Below are 22,043 nucleotides of genomic sequence, written 5' to 3'. Positions count from 1 at the left end.
AGATTGTGACAGCCATGCTGGTTTTCATTTTATTCACCATCTGGGCATTGGGATTGTTCGTCTTGTTTACCGATCCCCGCCGCACAGAGATCCGCTGGGGCAGTGCGACCGCGTTTGTCGGTGGCGGTGGATTCCTTGCCGGCGTCATCGATGAATTCATCCTTGTCCATTACGCAGATATTCTTGCTCAACATCCGGGCTGGCTCAACGCATTCTCCATCTTGAGCAGAGGCGCTTCCTTTGTCTGTCAGGTGGGGCTTCCCTATACCTTTTTGATGTTCGCTATCCATTCCAGCGACACTATCTCAAAAAAAGTCAAAAGAGTGATACAATACACAGCGCTGATCCCGCCGCTCTTCATGCTGATGATCACACCGCTCTATCCCGTTCTCGATTTCAACTATTGGATCATGGTAGCGTGGGTGATTCCGTACTTTTTGGTGGCTTGTGCCTTGCTGATCATTCTATATCGGCAGGAAAAAGACCCGTTGGTCAAAAAAAACCGTTTCTTCACCAATATTCTGATCATCGTTCCGCTCTTCTTCGTCTTTACTTTTATTTATGTCATGCGGATTCAAAACGACTACGACGCCTGGCGCTACAATTCACTCGTCGTCGGAATCCAGTTTATTTTTATCGTCGCGATCAGCCTGAAATACGGCTTCCTCGGCGTCCGGCTCCGCGTGGAAAAGAGGCGGCTGGACAGCACCTTGCGTGCCATCACCTCTGGGGCACAAATCGTCAACCATACGATTAAAAATGAAGTGGGCAAAATCTCTCTCTACGCGGAGCGGATGCAAGCCTATGCCCAAAAGACCGATCAGCCGCAGTTGCAGGAGGACGCAGCGGTGCTGCAGCAATCCTCGGAGCACATCCTGAGCATGGTAGCGCGCATCCAGGATCAATTGCGCGAGGTAATCCTTAAGGAAGACACCGTCTCCCCGAGCCAGATCGTCACGCAGGTTGCGAATACGCTGGCACCCTATACAGAGAAATACCAAATCGAGGTCGTGCTTGAGCTGGAGGATACGGAGCAATTGATTTGCGACCCCGTACAGCTTCGGGAAGTCCTTACCAATCTGGGCATGAACGCGATCGAAGCCATGAGATCTGGCGGCCGACTCACCTTCCAGGTCTTTCGCTCCAAAAAGCATCTGGTCATCGCCGTAGCCGATACCGGCTCCGGCATCAGCAAGGAAAACCTCCCGCATGTCCTGGCCCCTTTTTTCTCCACGAAAAAGACGGGCCACAACTTCGGGCTGGGGCTCTCCTACTGCTACCATGTCATGCAAAAGCATCAAGGAATGCTGGAGCTGACCAGCGAGCCCGGCAACGGCACCACCGTTTTCCTGTTGTTCCCGAAAAAACGCATCGTCCATCACTGACCCATTCATCAAAAGCCGAAAGGAGGCCTAGCACACCATGGAGAAGATCAAGATTTTTCTCGTAGAGGACGATCCAGCATGGCGCAAAGGGCTCGTCGATTACCTGAACAGCCAGCCCGACATCACGGTCACCGGGGAAGCAGGCACCAAGGAAGAAGCATTGGAACGCTTCCAGCCCGAATGCACTGATGTCATCCTCATGGACATCAATCTGACCGAAAACAACCTGGACGGGATCGAAACCGTCTACATCCTGACCGAGCAGCATCCGGCATGCAAAATCATCATGCTCACTTCCTTGACCGATGAGCAAGTGATCGTCGAGTCCTTCTCAGCCGGTGCGGTCAACTACATCAGCAAATCCAGCTTCAAGGAAATACCCGACGCCATCCGCGCTGCCCACTCGCAGCAGTCGGCGATTCACGCCACGGCAGCTGCCGCTTTGCGCAATGAATTTTTACGGATGAAAAATGAAGAATACCAGAAGCTGCTTTCCCCCGCGGAAAAAGACATCCTGCAGCTCATCCACCAGGGTCAGACCCAATCGCAAATCGAACAATCGCTCCACATCACCAAACGGACGATCAAAAACCACATCAACCGCATCCTCAAAAAAATGGGCGTCAAAACCAGCAAGGAGGCAGCCGCCAAAGCAAGCCAGCGCAAGCTTTTCTAGCGAGCATGGCGGGCTTTTGGGGGCTGCCCTTTTCCTTTTGACCAAGACTTATGACCAGGTACCAAGCAAAGTTGGTACTTTTTTAAATCTCCCCACTCCTTACAATTAAGGCTAAGCAATCATTATTCTTGTAAAGGTGTGGTATTCATGATTTTGGTTCACGCCCTGCTGAAAGCAATCCTGACACTGTGGTTCCGCCCACGCATGAAAGGTCTCGAAAAACTCGATCTTTCCCAACCATCCTTGATCACGCCCAATCACGTATCTCTTTTGGATGCGGTATTGCTCTCTTTTACCTTGCCAAAAAACGCCACCTTCGTGGTCAACACGGAGATCGCCAAAAAGTTCGCCTTCTTTCTGCGCTTCCGCAAGCATGTCACCGTCGATCCACTCAACCCTTACTCCATTCGCCACATGCTGCGCGTGCTGAAAAAGGGTGAGACCCTGGTGATTTTCCCGGAAGGACGCATCACCACCACTGGCGGCCTGATGAAAATTTACAGCGGTGTCGGCTATCTCGCCATGCGTACCGGCGTCCCCGTCTATCCCGTGATCATCCAAGGCCTGCAGCGTTCGAAATTTTCCTACTTGCAAGGCAAATTGCGTCTGCTCTGGTTCCCTGACGTCACGTTTACAATCGGAAATCCGTTTACCATCGCCCATGACAAGAATCGCTCGATGCGTGAACAAAAAGCATCTGCCAGCGACCTGGTATTGCGTACACTTCAGAACGAGCTGTTCCAAAGCCAGATGAAAACAAACGTCAACCTGTTCGACGAAGTCTTGCAAGCAGCGAAAATCAACGGCCCTAAGATGGAAATTGCCAAAGACCTGACTACGGCTGTCAATTACCGGACCTTGCTGGTCGGCAGCTACCTGCTCGGCAACAAGCTTCGTCCGCAGCTCTTGGGCCAATCCACGGTCGGCCTGTTTCTGCCCAATTCGGTCGGACACCTGATTACGCTGCTGTCCCTGTTTCGCATCGGCAAAACACCAGCCATTCTGAACTTTTCGCTGGGCATCCGCCCCTTGCTGGACTGCTGCGAAACAGCGGAGATCAACACGATCCTGACCTCCCGCGTCTTTATTGAAAAAGGGAAGCTGGACCCGATCATCGACGGTTTGCAGGACCAGATGAAAATTGTCTATCTGGAGGACTTGAAAGCGACTGCCACCACTTTTGACAAAATCGCAGCGCTCATCCGTTACCTGACCAAACAGCCTGCACAAAAATCCAACAACGAGCTGGTGCTGTTTACATCCGGCAGCGAAAGCAAGCCAAAAGGGGTCGTGCTGACCCATACCAACCTTTTTGCCAACATCCAGCAGGTGACCAGCGTGATCGACATCACGTCGCGCGACAAGTTTTTCAACGCCTTGCCGATGTTCCACAGCTTCGGTCTGACAGCCGGCACCTTGCTGCCCGTCGTCAAAGGAGTGCCGGTCTACCTGTACCCCAGCCCACTGCATTACAAGGCGATCGCCGAGCTGGTCTACGATCAAAACGCGACGATCCTGTTCGGAACCTCCACCTTCATGGCTGGATACGGCCGCATGGCTCATCCGTACAATTTCTACTCGCTCCGTTATGTGTTCGCAGGAGCTGAGAAACTGAAAGACGACGTCCGCCAAATGTGGATGGAGAAATTCGGTGTGCGAATCTTCGAAGGCTACGGCGCTACAGAAACAGCCCCGATCCTGTCGCTGAACACACCGCTCGCTAACAAGCAAGGAACAGTAGGACGCCTGCTCCCGGGCATGTCGTATCGACTGGAGGCCGTCGAGGGGATCGAAGGCGGCGGCCAATTGCTGGTGAAAGGACCCAATGTAATGAAGGGCTACTTGATCCACGGAAAAGGCTTCCTGCCAGCAGAAGACTGGTACCAGACTGGTGACTTGGTCGAGGCAGACTCAGATGGCTATCTGACTATCAAGTCCCGCTTGAAGCGATTTGCCAAGATCGGCGGAGAGATGGTCTCCCTGAACCTGATCGAGGAGCTGGCGATGCAATGCTTCGGTCACTCTGGCTTCGCCGCCATCACTGTGCATGATCAGCGAAAAGGCGAGCGCGTACTGCTCTACACGACGGATGAGACGGTGGAACTCGGCCCGCTGCGCGCCTACATCCAGCAGCTCCAATTTTCACCGCTGCTCGTACCGGGTGCGATCCGCCACACCAAAACACTGCCGCTTCTCGGCAGCGGAAAAACAGATTACGTCAGCTTGAAGCAATGGGCTGAGCGTGGAGGAGAAACAGCATGAAAACGCGATTACAACCCTTGCAAGCCTTATATTTTACCCAGTTTCTATCTGCCTTCGCCGACAACATGATCCTGTTTGTGATCGCGAATCTGCTGCGGGAGAACGGTTTTTCTCCCGCCATGCTCGCGCTCGTCTCCATCTCCTTTTTTCTGCCGTATCTCTTTCTGGCACCGCTCGTGGGACCGTTCGCAGACAAACATCCCAAGTCGCTCGTGCTGGTAATCGGCAATTTGATCAAGGCGCTCGGCGTCCTGCTCTTGTTTTTCATTGATCAATCCAGCATCCTGCTGCTGATGCTTTGCTACTTTACGGTCGGCGTCGGGGCGGTCGTCTACTCTCCTGCCAAATACGGAATCTTGCCGGAGTTGACGAAAAACGAAGAGGAATTGTTTCATGCCAATGCCCGCATCGAAGCCTATACGATTATCGCGATTCTGACAGGCATCGGCGGCGGCGGTGCGATTGCTTCCATGACGCACCCGCTGCTTTCTTCCGGCATCTGTCTCGCTCTCTATCTGCTGTCCCTCGGGGTGACATTTTTTATCCCGCGCATGCACGGAGATGCTACGATTCGTTACGGTGCCGAGGCGCGCCGCTTCTTCCTTGATTTCCGGAAGCTGATGAAACGGCCGGAGACCAACTTCGCCCTCGTCGGTACGGGAGCGTTCTGGATGAGTTCCGCTGTTCTGCGCGTCGCGGTGCTGGCATGGATTCCAACCGCGCTGGCCATCGACCCGCAACACTTTTCCGTTTCGCTGATTCTGGCAACGACATCTATCGGGATTATCGCAGGAGCGTTTTTGGCTCCCAAATTGATTCCGTTGCAGAAGTTCACTCGTTCCTTGCTCTACGGCTTTGGCATGTTCCTCGTGATCGTGCTGTTTCCCTGGATTCACGTCACGTTTATCGCCATCGGTCTCTTGCTTCTGGTCGGTTTTATGGGCGGGGTGTTCATCATTCCGATGAATACGATCTTGCAGGAGGAAGGGAAAAAGATGGTGGGCTCGGGAAAAACCATCGCGATTCAGAACTTCATCGAGAACTTTCTGATGGCTGCAGGTTCCGGCATCTATTATCTCTTTACGTACATGAGTGATTCGATCTCCGGCGCCATCGTCTTGCAAGGGCTGGTCCTGCTGCTCTTTCTGTTCTATCTGGCGAAGATGCGCAGACAGATTCGCGGGAGAACAGGCGTGCAATCAAGGAGTGTTTCGTAGGTCCTCCGGCTTTAGTGGAGTGGAGGAAAAGGGAAAAACGCTTCAGGCGGGTTGGGATCTTCGCTTTTTCCTCGATCAGCTTCTCCAGATCCCCCTTCTACCTATTGCGGGCTTCTCTTGGAATGTGATAAAAGGGACTGTTGTGGCATATACGCCCAACAGTCCCTTTGCCTTACACCTTTTGTGCCATGTAATTTTGCAAGCACTCCAAAAAGAGTACGCCGTACTTCTCGTACTTCGCTTCCCCGACACCTTTTACCTGAAGCATGGCTTGTTTGTCGTTCGGGCAAAGACTGCTCATCTCCCGCAAGGTGCTGTCGTGGAAGATGACATAAGGAGGGACACCCTCGCGCTGCGAGATTTCTTTACGCAACGAGCGCAGCTGCTCGAACAAGGTGTCGTCTTCCGTCTGCTGGACGGGGCGAATGACGATTTTCTGCCAAATCTGCTCTTCACCGCGCAGGACTGGCAATGCCCGCTCCCCGAGCTTGAGGATCGGGTATTGGCTTTCTGTCACTTGCAGATAGCCTTCTGCGATCAGAAGCTGGATCAAATCGACAATCTCTTTTTCCTTGTACTCCTTCATCACGCCATAGGTAGGCAGTTGATCAAAGGAAAATTGCGTCACTTTTTTATTTTTGGAGCCTTTCAGCACTTGTGCCACCAGTGAGGCGCCGAAGCGCTCCCTCATCCGCTTTACGCAGGAGAAGATTTTTTGTGCCTCCAGGGTGATGTCTGCCAGCTCGCGCTCATCCGTGCAATTGCCGCAGCGTCCGCATTCTTCCGCAGCGGTATCGCCGAAGTAGTGGACGATGTACTGCTGCAAGCATCGCGGGGTGCGGCAGTAATCAATCATCGCATACAGCTTTTTGTACTCATGTTCTTTTCGTTCGTCGGACAAGACGTTTTGTTCGATGAAGAACGTTTGGGTCTGGATGTCCTGGGGCTGGAACAACAGCACGCAATCGCTCGGTTCTCCGTCTCGACCGGCCCTTCCCGCCTCTTGGTAGTAAGCCTCCAGATTTTTCGGCATGTTGTAGTGGATCACATAGCGGACGTTGGATTTGTCGATGCCCATGCCAAACGCATTGGTGGCGATCATTGTGCGCACGTCGTCGAAGAGAAAGGCTTCCTGGTTCTGCGCGCGTTCTTCCTCGGTAAGACCCGCATGGTACTTGGTGACGGAAAAGCCGCGCTTGTGCAAATCGGCATGCAAGGCATCGACGTCTTTCCTGGTAGCGGCATAGATGATCCCCGCCTGCTGACGATGGGCGCGCAGATACTCGTAGATGAAATCACGGCGGTTTTCTCCACGACGGACGGACAGATTCAGATTGTCCCGGCCAAAGCCTGTAATGAAAAGGCGTTCGTCCATCAAAGCCAACTGGCGTTTGATGTCCGCTGTCACCTCGGGTGTCGCAGTAGCGGTCAACGCAGCCACGACGGGACGCTGCGGCAGCGAATCCAGAAAGCGGGCGATCTCCAGATAGCTCGGTCGGAAATCATGCCCCCATTGGGAGACGCAGTGCGCCTCGTCTACAGCTACAAAGGAGATGGGAACCTCCTCGATCAACGCCTGAAAAGAGTCCGATTCAAGCCGCTCTGGCGCAATGTAGAGCAGTTTGTACTCGCCACGGGCGGCTTGTCTCAGTCGATCCCGAACCTCGCTGTAGCTCAAGGTGCTGTTGATTTGTGTGGCGGGGATTCCCATGCTGACCAGCACGTCCACCTGATCCTTCATCAGAGAGATCAACGGGGAGATGACGATGGTCACTCCATCGAAGAGCATCGCCGGAACCTGGTAGCAGATAGACTTCCCGCCGCCAGTCGGCATGATGCCCACCGTGTCGTGACCTTCCAGCAGGCTGGTGATGATTTTCTTTTGTCCTTCCCGAAACGTCGGATAGCCAAAATATTTCTGCAAAACCTCTTCTGCTCTATGTAACAAGAGAATCACCTTCTCTCTACCTTTTTTCGTTATACCTTTCTAGTGTACTCGTCATGTTTGAGACAAAACAAGGGTTCAAGAGCTACTGCCTCAAATTGGCTGGAAAAGGAAAGTAGGAGTTTCAAAGAGAAATAGGTAAGGTTGGGAAGGAACAAGATCATAAAGGAGGGTAAATATGGGTGAATATAGTCTGTTTGGCAAGTTTACTGTAAAAGACGGCGAACGGGATGCATTGGTCGAAATTCTGTTGGAGGCAACACAATCCATGAAGAACGTAGAGGAATGCACACACTATCATGTCCATGTTTCTGACGATGATCCCAATGCCGTATACGTCTATGAAGTCTGGAAAAATGCGGATGCCCATCAAGCTTCCTTGGCTCTAGAATCTACCCAAATCTTAATACAACGTGCAAAACCAATCATTGCCGGGATCGAGAGAATCAGCACTTTACAGCCAAGAGGCGGAAAAGGGCTGTAAAGGCAGCTTTCTTTTGGCAACGAAAAAACGCTTGGATTCCATAAAATCCAGGCGTTTTTTGTGTCCAGTCATTCCTTTGGGTGGATCATCTGCTCGGGTCTTACGATTTGATCGAACTGCTCTTCGGTCAACAGATTGCTTTTTATCGCCGCTTCTTTTAGCATCAAGCCTTCCTTGTGGGCCAGCTTGGCGATGGAGGCGGCATTTTCGTAGCCGATATGCGGGTTCAAAGCCGTCACCAGCATGAGCGAGTTCTTCAGATTGCGCTCGATAACCGCCAGATTAGGCTCGATGCCCACAGCGCAATTCTCGGTAAAGGAATGCATCGCGTCCGTGAGCAGTCGCGCAGACTTCAGGAAATTGTCTATGATGACAGGCTTGAATACATTCAGCTCAAAATTGCCTTGGCTGGCGGCAAAACCAATCGCCGCATCGTTGCCCATCACCTGGCAGGCGACCATCGTCATGGCTTCGCTTTGAGTCGGGTTTACCTTTCCTGGCATGATTGAGCTGCCCGGCTCATTGGCAGGAATCGTGATCTCGCCGATGCCTGTGCGCGGGCCGCTTGCCAGCCATCTTACGTCATTGGCGATCTTCATCAGGTCAGCCGCCAGCGCCTTGAAGGCACCGTGTACATATACCAGCTCGTCGTGGCTGGTGAGAGCGTGGAATTTATTGATTGCCGTCTGGAAGGTCTTGCCCAATTGCTGACTGATCTCCTCCGCCACCATCTCGCCAAAACGAGGATGCGCGTTGATTCCTGTCCCAACGGCGGTCCCTCCTATGGCCAGCTCTCGCAGGTATTGCGCACTCTCCCGGATCATCTGTCCGCATTTATCCAGCATGCGGACCCAGCCGCTGATCTCCTGCCCCAATGTCAGCGGAGTGGCATCCTGCAGATGGGTGCGGCCGATCTTGATAATATCCATGAACGCGGAGCTCTTCTTTTGCAGGGTCTCTTGCAGTCTGGCCAACGCGGGCAGGACCTGGTCCTCGACTGCCACCAATGCCGCCATGTGCATCGCGGTAGGAAACGTATCGTTGGAGCTTTGCGACTTGTTTACGTCGTCATTCGCATGAATCCGCGCCGAGCTTCCGGCTTGCTCCAGCAGTTGGTTGGCCCGGTGCGCAATCACCTCGTTGACATTCATGTTGGATTGAGTGCCGCTGCCCGTCTGCCAGACCACAAGTGGAAAATGCTCATCCCACTTCCCGGCGATCACTTCGTCTGCAGCGGTTACGATTGCTTTCGCCTTCTCCTCGTTCAGCTTGCCCAGCTTTTGGTTGGCGAGCGCAGCGCTTTTTTTCAATACAGCAAGCATACGGACGACCTCCAATGGCATCCTCTCGCTGCCGATGCGGAAGTTTTGCAAGCTGCGCTGGGTTTGCGCGCCCCATAATTTGTCTGCCGGTACCTTCATCTCACCCAGTGTATCCTTCTCGATGCGGTAGTCCATGTTATATCCCCCTCCTTTGTATTCTCCGCTTTATCATGCCCAGCTTTTGCCTGTCGAAAATCACGAACCATACAAGAAAGACCGATCCTCCTTACCTGGGCTGCAATCGGTCCTCGTCCATCTTACGGTTATCTGCTCTCCACTTCTACAGAAGCGATGTGGTCTACATGCTTGAGAGAGCTGTAAATATCCGTGGTATACGTATCTTCAGGTGCGGTAATCAACATCTCCAGCTTTTTCTGTCCGTTCTCGACATCCTTTACTTTTACCCGTTTCACCTGCATGTCCAGATGTTTAATTTGTTTGAATACCACATCCAAATCACCGTGTTCCAGCACTACGATTTTAAGTGACAGGTCTCTTTGCCGCAGCGAACTGGGACCCAACCATCTGAGAATCAGCGGGAATACGTTGATCGCCAGGATAATGAGAAGGGTCGCGGAGACGGCTTCAAAATAAAAGCCTGCCCCTACTGCAATTCCCAATCCAGAGGCAGCCCAGACCATCGATGCGGTGGTCAAGCCGGAGATCACGTCATTGCTTCTGCGCAGAATCACGCCAGCCCCAAGAAAACCAACGCCGCTGACAATTTGGGCAGCGAGGCGCATCGCGTCCATATTCGTTCCGGAAGGCATGGAGAAGCGTGGCACGGATTGAATCGAGACAATGGTAATCAGACAGCTGGCTACAGAAATGACCATGCTTGTTTTGACACCAAGCGGCTTATGCTTGAGCTGTCTGTCTACGCCAATTAATAATCCTAAAAAAAGTGCGACACCCAGCTTCAATAAAAAATCAAGATCAAACGTCATCTGCTTCTTCTCCTTCCTCTACCGTCATGTTAGTTTTTCTTACATTACTATAACAAGTATACGTATATTTCAGGCATATTGTAAACATGCTTGATTCCCTTCATACGAAAAAAGGAAAATCCCATGAACTGAGATTTTCCATCAGTTATCATTCTCATATTTATGTGGCCGTCTCGCGAATCATTCGCTTTTGCAGCCGCAGCTGACGTCCGAAGAGGAAGATCGCACCGGCCGCCAAGCCTGAAATCAGCCCGATCCAGTACCCGTAAGCCATAAAGGAGGTGTACTGCGCCAGTACATACCCAAGCGGCAAGCCGATGACCCAGTACGAGACCAGAGCCACCACAAAAGGAACCGTAACATCCTTGTACCCCCGCAACACCCCCTGAATTGGCGCAGCTACCGCATCCGAAATCAGGAACAGGATGGAGTACATCAGGAAGCTCTGGGTCAGATGAAGCACTTGGGCATCCGTCGTATAAAAGCCTGCGACCTGCTCATTGAAAACGTACAGGATGACCGCGAACAACAAGGCCAGGACAACAGCGCTGCCGATCCCCAAATAGCTGTATTGTCGGGCATCGCGGAACCGCTTTGCTCCGACCTCAAAGCCGACCAGAATCGTCAACGACATGGAGATGCTCATCGGCACCATATAGATAAAGGAGGCAAAGTTCATCGCCGCCTGATGCGCTGCAATCGTGACGGTGTTGTATTCACTCATCAGCAGGGTAACAGCGGCAAAAATGCTTACTTCAAAGAAAATGGAAAAGCCGATTGGCAAGCCCAGCTTGAGCAATTCTCGCCCTGCATTCATGGAAAAGCGGTACAGCTTGGTAAACAAGCCGAACTCCACAAAAGGAGAAACGCGCTTCACAACATAGAGGCTGATGAGAAAAATGCACCAGAACGTGATCGCCGAAGCATACCCCGCTCCGACGCCGCCCAAGCGAGGAAAGCCGAATTTACCAAAAATTAGGACATAGTTCAACACGACATTGATCGGCAAGGAAATCAGTGTGATCACCATCGTAATTCGCGTCTCTCCCAAGGCATCGATAAAACAGCGAACGACCGTATACAAGAATAACGGCACGATGCCAATCGCAATCGCAAAAAGGTAATCATACGCGATCTGTCGCACTTGCGGCTCCAACTGCATCATGTCGAGAAGCGAATTGAGGGTCAATGCCCCAACCACAATCACAACAGCCGAAATGATGATCGCCACGTACAAGGCCTGCATGACGGTGAACGGCACCTCGTTTTTCTTGTCCGCCCCCACCATCTGGGCAACCATCGGCATCACAGCCATCAAAATCCCCGTCAAACCCGCCTGAACCGGCGCCCATAGGCTCGCACCGATGGCTACACCCGCCAAATCAACCGGACTTGCATGTCCTGACATAATCGTATCGAAGAATGTCATCGAAAACAGGGCTAATTGCGAGACCAAAATAGGCAGCAAGACAGTAAAGAATTGCCGCCATTTCGCTGACAAAGAAAAAGTTTCAATCATGGCTTTATACTTCCTCACCACGGCAAGCCCGTGAAAATATTTAATGGTAAATTATATCAGGAGGCACGCAACCATACAATAGGGAACATTTGGACAGCAGAAACCGCCAGGCGATGCCACACCTGACGGCTTCATGAAGCGATCTATTTACATCAGCAGAAGCGGAACTACTTTTCCGGCATTGACGTCGATCAAGCCCAGATCCGTGATTTTCAAGGCAGGGCTGACCGGCAAGGAGTGCGTCGAAATCGACATGATCGGGTTGTAATGCTGATAACCCAGTTCCTCCATCGCCCGGCGCAGCTGCTCGACTTCCTTCGCCGTCTTCTCCAGCGGCTCTTCCGTCAGAATGCCGCCTACCGGCAAATGAAGACTCGCCTTCACCTGGCCGTTCTCGACGACGACGAAGCCCCCCTGCATTTTGATTACTTCATTGGCTGCCACCATCATATCGAGCGGATTGTGGCCGACGACCAATAGATTGTGGTTGTCATGCGAGTACGTCGTCGCGACCGCCCCGCGCTTGATCGTATCCCCGCTGATCAAGCCGTAGCCGCGATTGCCGTTCTTGCCATAGCGCTCGAATACCGCGATCAGAGCGTACGGACTCTCTTCCCAGCACAATTCCCCTTCACGCACCTCCACGATTCCGCGATGATCCTCGGTAAACGTGGAGCCATCCTGCACCAGCATCACGCGACAAGGGTAACGGTTATCCGGCACATCGCATTTCACCAGAAAATCGGACTCGCGCAGCGGCTCCAAGCGCACGCTCCGGTAAAAATGCTCCGGGAATTGCTTGGGCTGGGGCGACTGCACGTAGTCCTCGCGAGCATCATACGCCTTTTTCCCGTTTTTATACACCTGTTCGATTGTGAACTGCTCCAGGTCTGAGACCAGCAGGAAATCGGCAATTTTGCCTGGCGCAATCGCGCCGCGGTCATGCATTTTCATTCGACGCGCAGGCGTAAATGTACTGGCGTAGATCGCCCGCTCCGGCGGCATGCCCATCTGGATCGCCTTTTTCACGAGGTGGTTCAAATGTCCCCGATCATACAGCGAGTCCGTCATCACATCATCGGTCACGAAGCAAAAATGTTCTGCCACATCATGTTCGATCAAATACGAAATGACTTCCGGGGTCATCGATTTTTCCTGCACCTCGATGAACATGCCGGCACTGATTCTCGCTTCCATGCCCTCTACAGTCTGATGCGTATGGTCGGAATCCACACCAGCGTAGAGCATTTTGTGCAGGTCCAGATCAAGCAGCTTGGGAACATGGCCTTCGATGACGAGATCCGGGTAGTTTTCACGCAAGTAGTTCAAAATCTGGTTGGTCTTGCAGTCGGGATCGGTGATCACATCCACATAGTTCATGATCTCGCCCATGCAAATCATTGACTCGTTTTGCAGCAGGTCCTCGATGTCCGCGATCTCGATGGCTCCTCCAGTCGTCTCCATCGAAGTAGCTGGCACCGAGCTGGGAATCGCGTATTTCATATCGACGACGCATTCGCGGCTCGCGCGGATCATTTCCTTGATCCCCTCGATGCCGAATACATTGGCCATCTCATGCGGCTCAGGCACAATCGTCGTTACGCCGTTTTGGATGAGTCCATATGAAAAGGTCTCTGGAGTGACCATCGTGCTTTCGATATGCAGATGGATGTCTACCAGGCCCGGGATCAAGTACCGTCCTTCTCCAGCCAAAATAGAAGCCGCTTCAAAGGTATCCGTACCGCGCTGCCCGATGTAGAGAAATCTTCCGTCCAGGACCGCGACGTTGCCTGCAATGAATGTTTTCAAATAGCTGTTAAAGACACGCACATCCTGAATCAGCAAATCTACTTTCATGCAAAACCACTCCTGTCGTTAGTCCACCAGCACCATTTTGTCTTTCGGGAAAAGCAGGTGAACGGTCTGCCCGCTTTTGTACGGGGTCTCCATCTCCTGATTGACTGTGAAATCTCCGAGATCCGTCTCGACTACATATTGATAGCTCCGGCCCAAAAACGTGCTGATCTTCACGGTTCCCGGCAAGCGATTTGTCTCATGATCGGCTTGCGCCTCTGTCGTCACAATCAGGTCATCTGGTCGCATTGCACATTTTTTGGCATTGGCATTCGCTGTACCCGGGTTGTGGGTAGCAGCGAAACGATGACCGCCCACCCGAAGCTCGATCTCGCCATCCTGTTCGGTGCGCTCCCCGAATGTAATGAAGTTGTTGAAGCCGATAAAGCGCGCGATAAATTCCGTTTTGGGATATTTGAAAATCGTCGCCGGATCATCCAGCTGCTCGATGACGCCTTTATTCATAATGGCTACGCGATCCGAGATGGAGAAGCACTCCTCCTGGTCATGGGAGACGTAGACCGTGGTAATCCCCAGCTCTTGCTGGATGCGGCGAATCTCAACGCGCATATTGACCCGCAGATTGGCGTCCAGGTTGCTCAAGGGCTCGTCAAACAGCAAGAGGTCAGGCTGAATGACCAGCGCCCGGGCGATGGCTACACGCTGTCTTTGCCCACCGGACAGCTCTTTGGGGAAGCGTTTCTCAAAGCCTCCCAGACTGACGACATCCAGGATCTGCTCGACCCGCTGCTTTACCTCTGTCTCGCTGACCTTGCGCAAACGAAGTCCGAACGCGACGTTGTCGAACACAGACATGTGCGGAAACAAGGCGTAGCTTTGAAATACAAAGCCGAAATTGCGCTTGTTGACCGGTACACGCGTATAGTCTTTTCCATCAAATAAGAAGCGGCCGTCCTTCGCTTCCAGGAACCCTGCGATGAGACGCAAGGTCGTCGTCTTGCCGCAGCCGCTCGGGCCCAGGAGGGAAATAAGCTGGCCTTTTTCAATATTCAGGTTGAAGTCTTTTAAAATGTACTGATTGTCGTAGGCAACTGATACGTTTTCCAGCGTGAGCAATGCCATGTTTTCATGCCTCCGTTACCGTTTTGTAAAGTAGGAAAGCCCCATCATACGCTCAATGATGAACATCAGGATCGCGGTAATGATCATGAGCAGCACCGAAAGAGCGGCAATTGTCGGATCGAAGTTGTTTTCCACGTAAGTGAGCATCTGGATCGGCAGTGTACTAACTCCAGGCCCCGTCATAAAGACCGAGATATCCACGTTGTTGAACGATTCCAGAAAGGCAATCAGAATCGCTGCTATGATGCCTGAACGGATATTGGGCAGCACGACCTTGAAAAATGTCTCGACCTTTCCAGCTCCCAGACTGAGCGCTGCTTCCTCGATCGCGAAGTCGAAGTTGGACAAGCTCGAGGCCACCACCCGGATGATGAACGGCAGCATGATCACGGTATGCCCGATCAACAGCCCCGCATAGATCGGCAAATTGTAGGTAATGATCACGTACTTTAGCATCGCAAAACCCATGACAATGCCGGGAATCAGGACAGGAGAGATGAAGACGGCATTCAGCAGCCCTTTTCCCTTGAACTGAAAGCGGCTTAACGCGTATGCCGCCGGAACACCCAGCAGCAAGGCCAGCAGGTTCCCGACCAGCGAGACGAACATGGACGTGCCAAAGGTTGTCATGAACATCTTCACTTCAAAAATGTTTTCATACCAGCGCCAGGAGAAGCCCTCCGGCGGGAACTTCAAGACTGTGCCAGGTTCAAATGACGTAAACGAAATGATGACGAGCGGCCCGAGCAAGAACACGAATACCAGAAGTGTAAACAGGGCCAACCCGCGATTTTTTTCCTGCATACCCTTCTACCCCTTCGGATTTAATTTCGTCGCGATTTTATTCATCAGGCCAATCACCACAAACGTAATCACGATCATGATCGTCGCAATCACCGACGCCATGTGCCAATCGTTCAAGGTAATCGCATTCTGGTACAGGAACGTCGATATGACGCCTTGTTTTCCGCCCAGCAAGGCAGGTGTCGTATAGGCTGTGAGACTGCCGACGAAGACCAGAATGCTGCCGATAATCAGGCCCGGCATGCTCAAGGGCAATATCACTTGGCGAAACGCCGTAAACCGGGAAGCGCCAAGGCTTTCCGCCGCTTTCAGCAGATCGGGGTCAATATTTTCCATGACACCTACCAGTGTGATAATGATCAGCGGCAAAAACAGGTGGATCAACCCGATCATCATCGCAGTCGGGGTATACAAGATCTCCAGCGGTTTTTCAATCAGTCCGATCGAGAGGAGGGAGCTATTGAGCAGCCCTTTTTTCCCGAGGATGATCATCCAGCTAAAGGATCGGACGACGGAGCTTGTCAGCAAGGGGAAGATCGCCAAAGCCAGCAGAATGCCTTTTTTACGCGCTCCCAGCTTGGAAATGTAATAAGCTGCGGGAAAACCGAGCAGAATGCAAACAATCGTCGTGACGAGACTGACGCGCAGTGTCGTCCACAAGATTTTCAAATTGTACGGATCAGTAAGGAAGGTAAAATAGCCCTGTACAGTAAAGCTGCCTTCCTGGTAGAAGGTCGAAGCAATGGTCATCACGATCGGGATGACCAGAAACAGCGTCAAAAACAGGACGCCGGGTAGCAACAACAGATACATGCCCTTATTTTTCATCGCTTTAACTCCTGTTCGCGGTATCGTCAGGCTTTCAGCACGCGGATAAACTGATCAAAAAAGGCTTGTGCATCCACGTCCAGACACACGTTCATGTTCGGCTCTTTCATCAGCCTGTTCTGAAAATCACAGACCGTCTGTCCATCGCACAACTCGCTTTTTGTCTCCACATCGACGTACAGCTTCTGCGTCGTCACCAGATCAGGGGAGATCGCCACTGCAACTGCCAGCGGATCATGCAGCGCGCAGGCACGCACACCGTTTCGCTCAAAATACCGCTCCGTGTATTCCGACGTGCTCTTTTTGACGTAAGCTGCCATCGGAGTGTCTCCCAAGTCTTGAATATGAGATTCATGCAGCAATACCTTGCGCGTCACATCGAGACCGACCATCGTAAGGGAAGAAAATCCGGCGTGAAATACGATCTTGGCGGCTTCAGGATCGACATACATGTTGTACTCCGCTGTCGGGGTAACATTGCCGTGTTCCTTCACAACTCCACCCATGAAAATGACTTCTTTGACCTGGTGGACCAGCTCGGGGTATTTGCTGACAGCCAAAGCGAGGTTAGTCAGGGGTCCAGTCATGATCAACGTGACTTCACCGGGATGCTTTTTTACTTGTTCAATCATAAAATCTGGGGCAAAGCCTTCCTGTGGCTTGGTCAGGACTTGCATATCGCGCAGCGCGCCCCCCAGACCATCTTCCCCGTGTATCCGGTGTTCAAAATAGACGTGACGCAGTAGTGGGCGGGATGCACCGCGTATCACCGGAATCTCTTGTCCAACTTGCAGGAAGTCCAGGATTTTGCAGGTATTCTCCGTCGCTTTGTCCAAGGAGACATTGCCGTTTACCGTGGTAATTCCCAGCACATCACATTGACCGCTTTTGACAGCCAGCATAATGCCCAGCGCATCGTCTACCCCCGTATCCACGTCCAAGACGATCTTTTTCATACGCCAACCTCCTTTTTAAAAAAAGCAAGGGTATATACGGTTTCGCTATACCCTTGCTTGTTAGATTCCTCGTGCTTACTGCACGATTTCACGGTTCCAACGATCAATCCATGCTTTGGATTTCTCGTTGACTGCTTTCATGTCTAGCATGCGCAATTTGCTAATCGTTTCCTCGCCGTAGGTAATGCCCTTGGCTTCTTCGTCAGTCAGGGAAAGCGTCTTGTTTACAGGAGAGTCTACTTTGGCTTTTGCCGCCTTCTCTTGAACTTCCTTGCTCAACTGGTAGTTGATAAAGTCTTCTGCGAGCTCTTTGTTTTTGCTGCCCTTCACGATATTGACGGTATTCATGACAGCGTATCCGCCCTCTTCAGGAGAGACGAATTTTGCCTCTGGCACAGCAGCCTGGATGTCTTTGAAGTACATTTCCATGATTGGACCTACTGCGATCTCTTCCTGGGTGAACATATTTACATACTCAGAGGTTTTGTCGTAGTATTTGACAACTCCGCTGTTGATCTCTTTCATTTTGGCGAAAGCCTGATCCTCATTGAAGCTTTGGTTCCCGGCTACCAGCGAAGCAGCGTCCAGGATCATCGGTCCGGTCGTGGAAGTGATGTTAGGCAAAGTCAGCTTCCCGGTCAACTCCGGATTCCACAGATCTGCCCAGGATTTGATTTCGGTTTTGACCAGATTCGGATTATAGGCGATACCGAATTGTCCGATGGTATAAGCAGGGCCGTAATCCTCTCCGAGGGGCGCTTTGGCGATGTCGTAAATCTCATTCAGGTTGGGAATGCGGCTGCGGTCGATCTTCTCAAACACTCCAGCATCGATTCCTTGTTGCGCATAGTAGTCGGACAGGTAAACCAGGTCTACAGAAGAGCTGCCCTGACGAATTTTATTCAGGCGCTCGGCGTTGTTTCCGATCTCCAACACGATTTCGACGTTATGCTCTTTTTCAAATGGCTCATAAATCTCTTTGCGGAAGAAATCCTCCGAAAAGCCCCAAGTGGAGATGACCAATTTGGTTGGCGCTCCTTTTGGTGCTTCGCCATTCTCCCCTGCTGGCTGGGCTTGTTCTCCCCCGCCACAGCCTGCCAGCGCCAGCGAAAGGGCGGAAACGGAAAGTAGTGATGTGAAAAGCTTTTTCATGTGATATGACCCCCATTTTTTGGTAAATAAAGAAAAGAAAAGTACCCTTGGTTAGAAAAATTCCTTCTAAACAAGAGCACTTTTCTTCGTAAACAAAGAGAAGTACATCTGTTTGATCGAATACCGGGTCTTTCCTTAAGATGAATCAAAAGAAAAAATCCCAGTCATCCATTCAAATTATTCTCATTTTCATCCGACAAAATGATGTTCGTGATCGCCCACTGAGTCGCGGCATCGTAATCGCGCAATACAGCTTCCATCTGCAAGCCTAGCTCTTCTTCCAGACGTTCCCTCAACCTCTTTTTATAAAGAAGGGACATGCGGAAATCTACTTCCAGCTTTAGCGCCGGCGCCTCTCCTTCCAATGCTGCAGAACGGGGTGAACGCCGATGCTTGGCCTGGAAGGTAATCAGGTTGCCGTCAATCGTTACTCTCAGGAGAGTTGTCCCAAACCCGAACAACTCCTTGGCTATCTCGTTATAGAGATGAGATAGCTTTTTTCTGCTTTCGCTATTGTCCTGTATAGTCATGACATCACCTGCAAGATAACTTTTCAGGCTTTTACACTCCCTCATTATACATATGATAATCATCATTTTCAATAGAATATTCGTATTTTGCTTCTTTTTCTTGTACTATAGGGCCATTAATATTCATCTTTTTAAGAAAGGGTTTGACAGATATACATTCTCCATATATAATCCAACTAACCAAGTAAGGATATAAGTTTTTTCTTCTTACTAATTTCATATCACCAAACATCTCTTATAGAGAGAGGTAGAGGGACTGGCCCAATGAAACCTCGGCAACCTATCCATGCGGATATGGTGCCAATTCCAGCGGAAATCATTCCGGAAGATAAGAGAGGAAGCAGCGACTTATTTCGTGTTGTCTAGTGACCTCTTCTTTCAAGAAGAGGTTTTTTGATGTGCAATGTGATGTGCAAAGCAAAAAACCTCTGATCTATGTGGCTTCACTGTTTCAAATAATATAGACAAAAAGAAAAAGGGGAGAACTACATTGAAAAAGACAGGTTTTTTGCTTACATCATTTCTGCTCGCTGCCTCATTGCTGACAGGTTGCGGAGCAAAGGAAGAAGCTGCACCGGCAGGAGCAGCCGCTGAACAGACAAAAGTGAAGGTAGGCGTTACCGCAGGACCTCACGAAGAAATCATGAACAAGGTAAAAGAAGTAGCGCAAACAAAGGGACTGGAAGTAGAAGTTGTGGTTTTCAATGACTATGTACAGCCAAACCAAGCGCTGGATAAAGGAACCCTGGACGCCAACAGCTTCCAAACCATTCCTTTTCTCGATAAATTCAACGCGGACCACAAGACCAAAATCGTCATAGTGGGCAATTCGGTTACTTTTCCGATGGGACTTTACTCCACCAAGCATAAAAACGTAGCCGATGTTCCAGAAGGCGGAGTCGTCGGAATCCAGAACGACCCATCCAACCGCGCTCGTGCGTTGATGCTATACGAAGCTGCTGGATTGATTAAACTAAAAGAAGGCGTAGGCGATAATGCTACTCCGCAGGATATCGTTGAAAATCCGAAAAAATTGGAATTTAAAGAGCTGGAAGCTGCTTTCCTGGCACGCTCCCTCGGAAATGTAGAGTTGGCGAGCATCAATACGAACTTCGCGATGTCTGCCGGCTATTCTCCGAAAAAAGATGCCATCTTCGCAGAAACTTCTGACTCGCCCTATGTGAACGTCATCGCCGTGAATGAAACCAATAAAGACAACCCTGCCATTGCCAAACTGGTAGAAGCTTACCGTTCTGAAGAAGTGAAGAAGTTTATTGAGGAACACTTCGATGGAGCTGTCCTCCCGTCCTGGTAAACAGGAAATTCGTACAGCAAGGAGACTGGATAGATGATTCAGCTAACAGAGATCCACAAGACGTACAAGGTGGGAAACAAACAGGTTGAAGCCTTGAAGGGCGTATCACTGAACGTAGAGAAAGGTCAAATTTTCGGAGTGATCGGTTTCAGCGGAGCGGGGAAAAGTACCCTGCTGCGAACGATCAACCTGCTCGAAAAGCCAACAAGCGGCTCAGTAGTCGTCAATGGTCAGGATATGCTGTCGCTGAAGGAGAGCGAGCTTCGCCAGGCGCGCAAGAAGATCGGGATTATCTTTCAACACTTCAACTTGCTTTCTTCCTATAATGTTTATGACAACGTAGCAGAGATTCTGCGCATGAACAAAGTGCCGAAGGACGTCATTGAGAAGAAAGTGAAGGATTTGCTCCGACTCGTCGGCCTGGAAGATAAGGCGAACTCTTATCCCTCCCAGTTGTCCGGGGGTCAGAAGCAGCGCGTCGGGATCGCCCGCGCGCTCGCTACTGACCCGGAAATTCTGCTTTGCGACGAAGCGACCTCTGCGCTCGACCCGCAAACCACCGAATCGATCCTGGATCTGCTGCTGGACATCAATCGCAAGTTCAATCTGACTATCGTCCTGATCACGCATGAGATGCAAGTGATTAAAAAGATTTGTGACCGTGTCGCGATCATGGAGAACGGACAGGTTATCGAACAGGGCTCCGTGCTGGACGTATTTAGCAATCCTCAACAACCGACGACGCGCAACTTTATCAAGACGATTTTCGACGATGAAGTTCCCGCAGAAATTTTGTCCAACATCAAGCCGAGCGGTCCCGCTGCCAAAATCCTTCGCGTCGCTTTTCGCGGTGATGCCGCACTGGACCCTGTCCTGGGCAATCTGTCGGCGCGTTTCCCAGTGACAACCAATCTGCTGTACGGTTCGATTACTTCCATTAAGGGAACTGCGCTGGGCATTCTGCTTTTGCACATCTCCGGCGAAGAGAAGGCCGTACAGGAAGGCATTGAATTCTTGCGACAATCCGTATACAAAGTGGATATCGTGACACGAGAGGAGGCAGCCAGATAATGGACCGTTTAGTCGAGATGATCCCTTTATTTACGAAATCCTTGGAAGAGACCGTCATCATGGTGGGCGTCTCCTTGTTCATTGCTACTGTGATCGGAATTCCTTTGGGCATTTTGCTCGTGGTGACACAGGGCAATCACCTTTTCCCGAACAAGACACTCTTTCACATCCTGAATGTGTTCATCAACATCGTACGCTCGCTGCCGTTCATCATCCTGATGGTCGCGATCATTCCCTTTACGGAATTGGTCGTCGGAACCTCGATCGGGATTGAAGGGGCGATCGTGCCATTGATCGTATACACCGCGCCGTACATCGCGCGCCTGATGGAAACAGCGCTGCTGGATGTCGACCGCGGAGTGATCGAAGCGTACCAAGCGATGGGCGCTTCCCGTACGCAAATCATCTTCCGCATCATGCTGCGCGAAGCCAGACCAGGAATCGTCCTGTGCTTGACGATTGCCACTATCGGTCTGATCGGCGCTACCGCGATGGCAGGTGCTGTCGGTGCCGGGGGTCTGGGTGACCTGGCATTGCGTTACGGTTACCAGCAATGGGATATTGAAGTGATGCTGATTACAGTCGTGATTCTAATCGTGCTGGTTCAAGCAATCCAATCTCTCGGCAACTGGGCAGCGAAAAAATTGAAAAAAAATGCCTAGTATCCTCATCCCAAGCGAAAACCTCTAACCT

20 protein-coding genes and 1 riboswitch are annotated in these 22,043 nt (G+C 51.3%); of the genes, 8 read left to right on the top strand and 12 right to left on the bottom strand.

Annotated features, from left to right (window positions below; genetic code table 11):
* Nucleotides 1-14: 14 nt before the first annotated feature.
* From T458_RS52905 to lplT, 4 genes are all read left to right on the top strand, one after another.
* Nucleotides 15-1,385 (top strand): sensor histidine kinase, encoded by a 1,371-nt coding sequence (locus T458_RS52905; protein WP_023559229.1) that lies wholly within the window; start codon nucleotides 15-17, stop codon nucleotides 1,383-1,385.
* 37 nt (nucleotides 1,386-1,422) lie between these two features.
* Nucleotides 1,423-2,061 carry a response regulator transcription factor gene (locus tag T458_RS52900; RefSeq protein ID WP_023559228.1) on the top strand — a complete coding sequence of 213 codons (639 nt, stop codon included), beginning with the start codon at nucleotides 1,423-1,425 and terminating at the stop codon, nucleotides 2,059-2,061.
* A 147-nt stretch (nucleotides 2,062-2,208) separates the two neighbouring features.
* Nucleotides 2,209-4,323 (top strand): AMP-binding protein, encoded by a 2,115-nt coding sequence (locus T458_RS52895; RefSeq protein WP_023559227.1) that lies wholly within the window; start codon nucleotides 2,209-2,211, stop codon nucleotides 4,321-4,323.
* Nucleotides 4,320-5,540, top strand: coding sequence for a lysophospholipid transporter LplT (gene lplT / locus T458_RS52890; RefSeq protein ID WP_023559226.1), 1,221 nt, complete (start codon nucleotides 4,320-4,322; stop codon nucleotides 5,538-5,540). Before T458_RS52895 ends, lplT begins: the two co-directional genes overlap by 4 nt.
* A gap of 172 nt (nucleotides 5,541-5,712) precedes the next feature.
* On the opposite strand, the gene recQ is transcribed toward lplT, so the two are convergent.
* Entirely contained in the window at nucleotides 5,713-7,488 is a 1,776-nt protein-coding gene (recQ, locus tag T458_RS52885) for a DNA helicase RecQ (protein WP_031306241.1), read from the bottom strand.
* Nucleotides 7,489-7,663: 175 nt separating this feature from the next.
* On the opposite strand from recQ, the gene T458_RS52880 reads away from it, so the two are divergent.
* A complete protein-coding gene (locus tag T458_RS52880; protein ID WP_023559224.1) occupies nucleotides 7,664-7,969 on the top strand; it encodes a putative quinol monooxygenase in 306 nt (101 codons plus the stop codon).
* A gap of 68 nt (nucleotides 7,970-8,037) precedes the next feature.
* Here T458_RS52880 and fumC read toward each other — a convergent pair whose 3' ends face one another.
* The 11 genes from fumC to T458_RS57035 form a co-directional block, all read right to left on the bottom strand.
* On the bottom strand, nucleotides 8,038-9,426 hold the full coding sequence (gene fumC, locus T458_RS52875; protein ID WP_023559223.1) for a class II fumarate hydratase: 1,389 nt from the start codon (nucleotides 9,424-9,426) through the stop codon (nucleotides 8,038-8,040).
* A gap of 128 nt (nucleotides 9,427-9,554) precedes the next feature.
* A complete protein-coding gene (locus T458_RS52870; protein ID WP_023559222.1) occupies nucleotides 9,555-10,238 on the bottom strand; it encodes an MgtC/SapB family protein in 684 nt (227 codons plus the stop codon).
* Nucleotides 10,239-10,398: 160 nt separating this feature from the next.
* Nucleotides 10,399-11,757, bottom strand: a complete 1,359-nt coding sequence (locus tag T458_RS52865) for an MATE family efflux transporter (protein ID WP_023559221.1) — start codon at nucleotides 11,755-11,757, stop codon at nucleotides 10,399-10,401.
* 147 nt (nucleotides 11,758-11,904) lie between these two features.
* A complete protein-coding gene (locus T458_RS52860) occupies nucleotides 11,905-13,614 on the bottom strand; it encodes an adenine deaminase (RefSeq protein ID WP_023559220.1) in 1,710 nt (569 codons plus the stop codon).
* Between the two features lie 18 nt (nucleotides 13,615-13,632).
* Nucleotides 13,633-14,694 carry an ABC transporter ATP-binding protein gene (locus T458_RS52855; protein ID WP_023559219.1) on the bottom strand — a complete coding sequence of 354 codons (1,062 nt, stop codon included), beginning with the start codon at nucleotides 14,692-14,694 and terminating at the stop codon, nucleotides 13,633-13,635.
* Nucleotides 14,695-14,709: 15 nt separating this feature from the next.
* A complete protein-coding gene (locus T458_RS52850; protein ID WP_023559218.1) occupies nucleotides 14,710-15,498 on the bottom strand; it encodes an ABC transporter permease in 789 nt (262 codons plus the stop codon).
* Between the two features lie 6 nt (nucleotides 15,499-15,504).
* Entirely contained in the window at nucleotides 15,505-16,326 is an 822-nt protein-coding gene (locus tag T458_RS52845; protein WP_023559217.1) for an ABC transporter permease, read from the bottom strand.
* 26 nt (nucleotides 16,327-16,352) lie between these two features.
* Nucleotides 16,353-17,282 (bottom strand): nucleoside hydrolase, encoded by a 930-nt coding sequence (locus T458_RS52840; RefSeq protein ID WP_023559216.1) that lies wholly within the window; start codon nucleotides 17,280-17,282, stop codon nucleotides 16,353-16,355.
* Nucleotides 17,283-17,357: 75 nt separating this feature from the next.
* Nucleotides 17,358-18,434 (bottom strand): ABC transporter substrate-binding protein, encoded by a 1,077-nt coding sequence (locus T458_RS52835; protein ID WP_023559215.1) that lies wholly within the window; start codon nucleotides 18,432-18,434, stop codon nucleotides 17,358-17,360.
* 164 nt (nucleotides 18,435-18,598) lie between these two features.
* Complete coding sequence (locus T458_RS52830; protein WP_023559214.1) at nucleotides 18,599-18,964, bottom strand: hypothetical protein; 366 nt, start codon at nucleotides 18,962-18,964, stop codon at nucleotides 18,599-18,601.
* A gap of 31 nt (nucleotides 18,965-18,995) precedes the next feature.
* Complete coding sequence (locus T458_RS57035; protein WP_023559213.1) at nucleotides 18,996-19,184, bottom strand: hypothetical protein; 189 nt, start codon at nucleotides 19,182-19,184, stop codon at nucleotides 18,996-18,998.
* A gap of 12 nt (nucleotides 19,185-19,196) precedes the next feature.
* Nucleotides 19,197-19,299, top strand: a riboswitch (SAM riboswitch).
* Nucleotides 19,300-19,454: 155 nt separating this feature from the next.
* Here T458_RS57035 and T458_RS52820 point away from each other — a divergent pair.
* Genes T458_RS52820 through T458_RS52810 form a run of 3 tightly spaced genes read left to right on the top strand, consistent with a single transcriptional unit; the run spans nucleotide 19,455 to nucleotide 22,012 of the window.
* A complete protein-coding gene (locus T458_RS52820; protein WP_023559212.1) occupies nucleotides 19,455-20,279 on the top strand; it encodes a MetQ/NlpA family ABC transporter substrate-binding protein in 825 nt (274 codons plus the stop codon).
* Nucleotides 20,280-20,312: 33 nt separating this feature from the next.
* Nucleotides 20,313-21,350 carry a methionine ABC transporter ATP-binding protein gene (locus T458_RS52815; RefSeq protein ID WP_023559211.1) on the top strand — a complete coding sequence of 346 codons (1,038 nt, stop codon included), beginning with the start codon at nucleotides 20,313-20,315 and terminating at the stop codon, nucleotides 21,348-21,350.
* On the top strand, nucleotides 21,350-22,012 hold the full coding sequence (locus tag T458_RS52810) for a methionine ABC transporter permease (protein ID WP_023559210.1): 663 nt from the start codon (nucleotides 21,350-21,352) through the stop codon (nucleotides 22,010-22,012). The genes T458_RS52815 and T458_RS52810 overlap by 1 nt, the downstream gene beginning before the upstream one ends.
* The last annotated feature ends 31 nt before the right edge of the window (nucleotides 22,013-22,043 follow it).

It is taken from the genome of Brevibacillus panacihumi W25 (assembly GCF_000503775.1).
In the GTDB taxonomy this organism is placed as follows: Bacteria; Bacillota; Bacilli; order Brevibacillales; family Brevibacillaceae; genus Brevibacillus; species Brevibacillus panacihumi_A.
The sequence above is the reverse complement of the archived record's forward strand: the minus strand, read 5'-3'. Positions and strand labels throughout refer to the sequence as shown.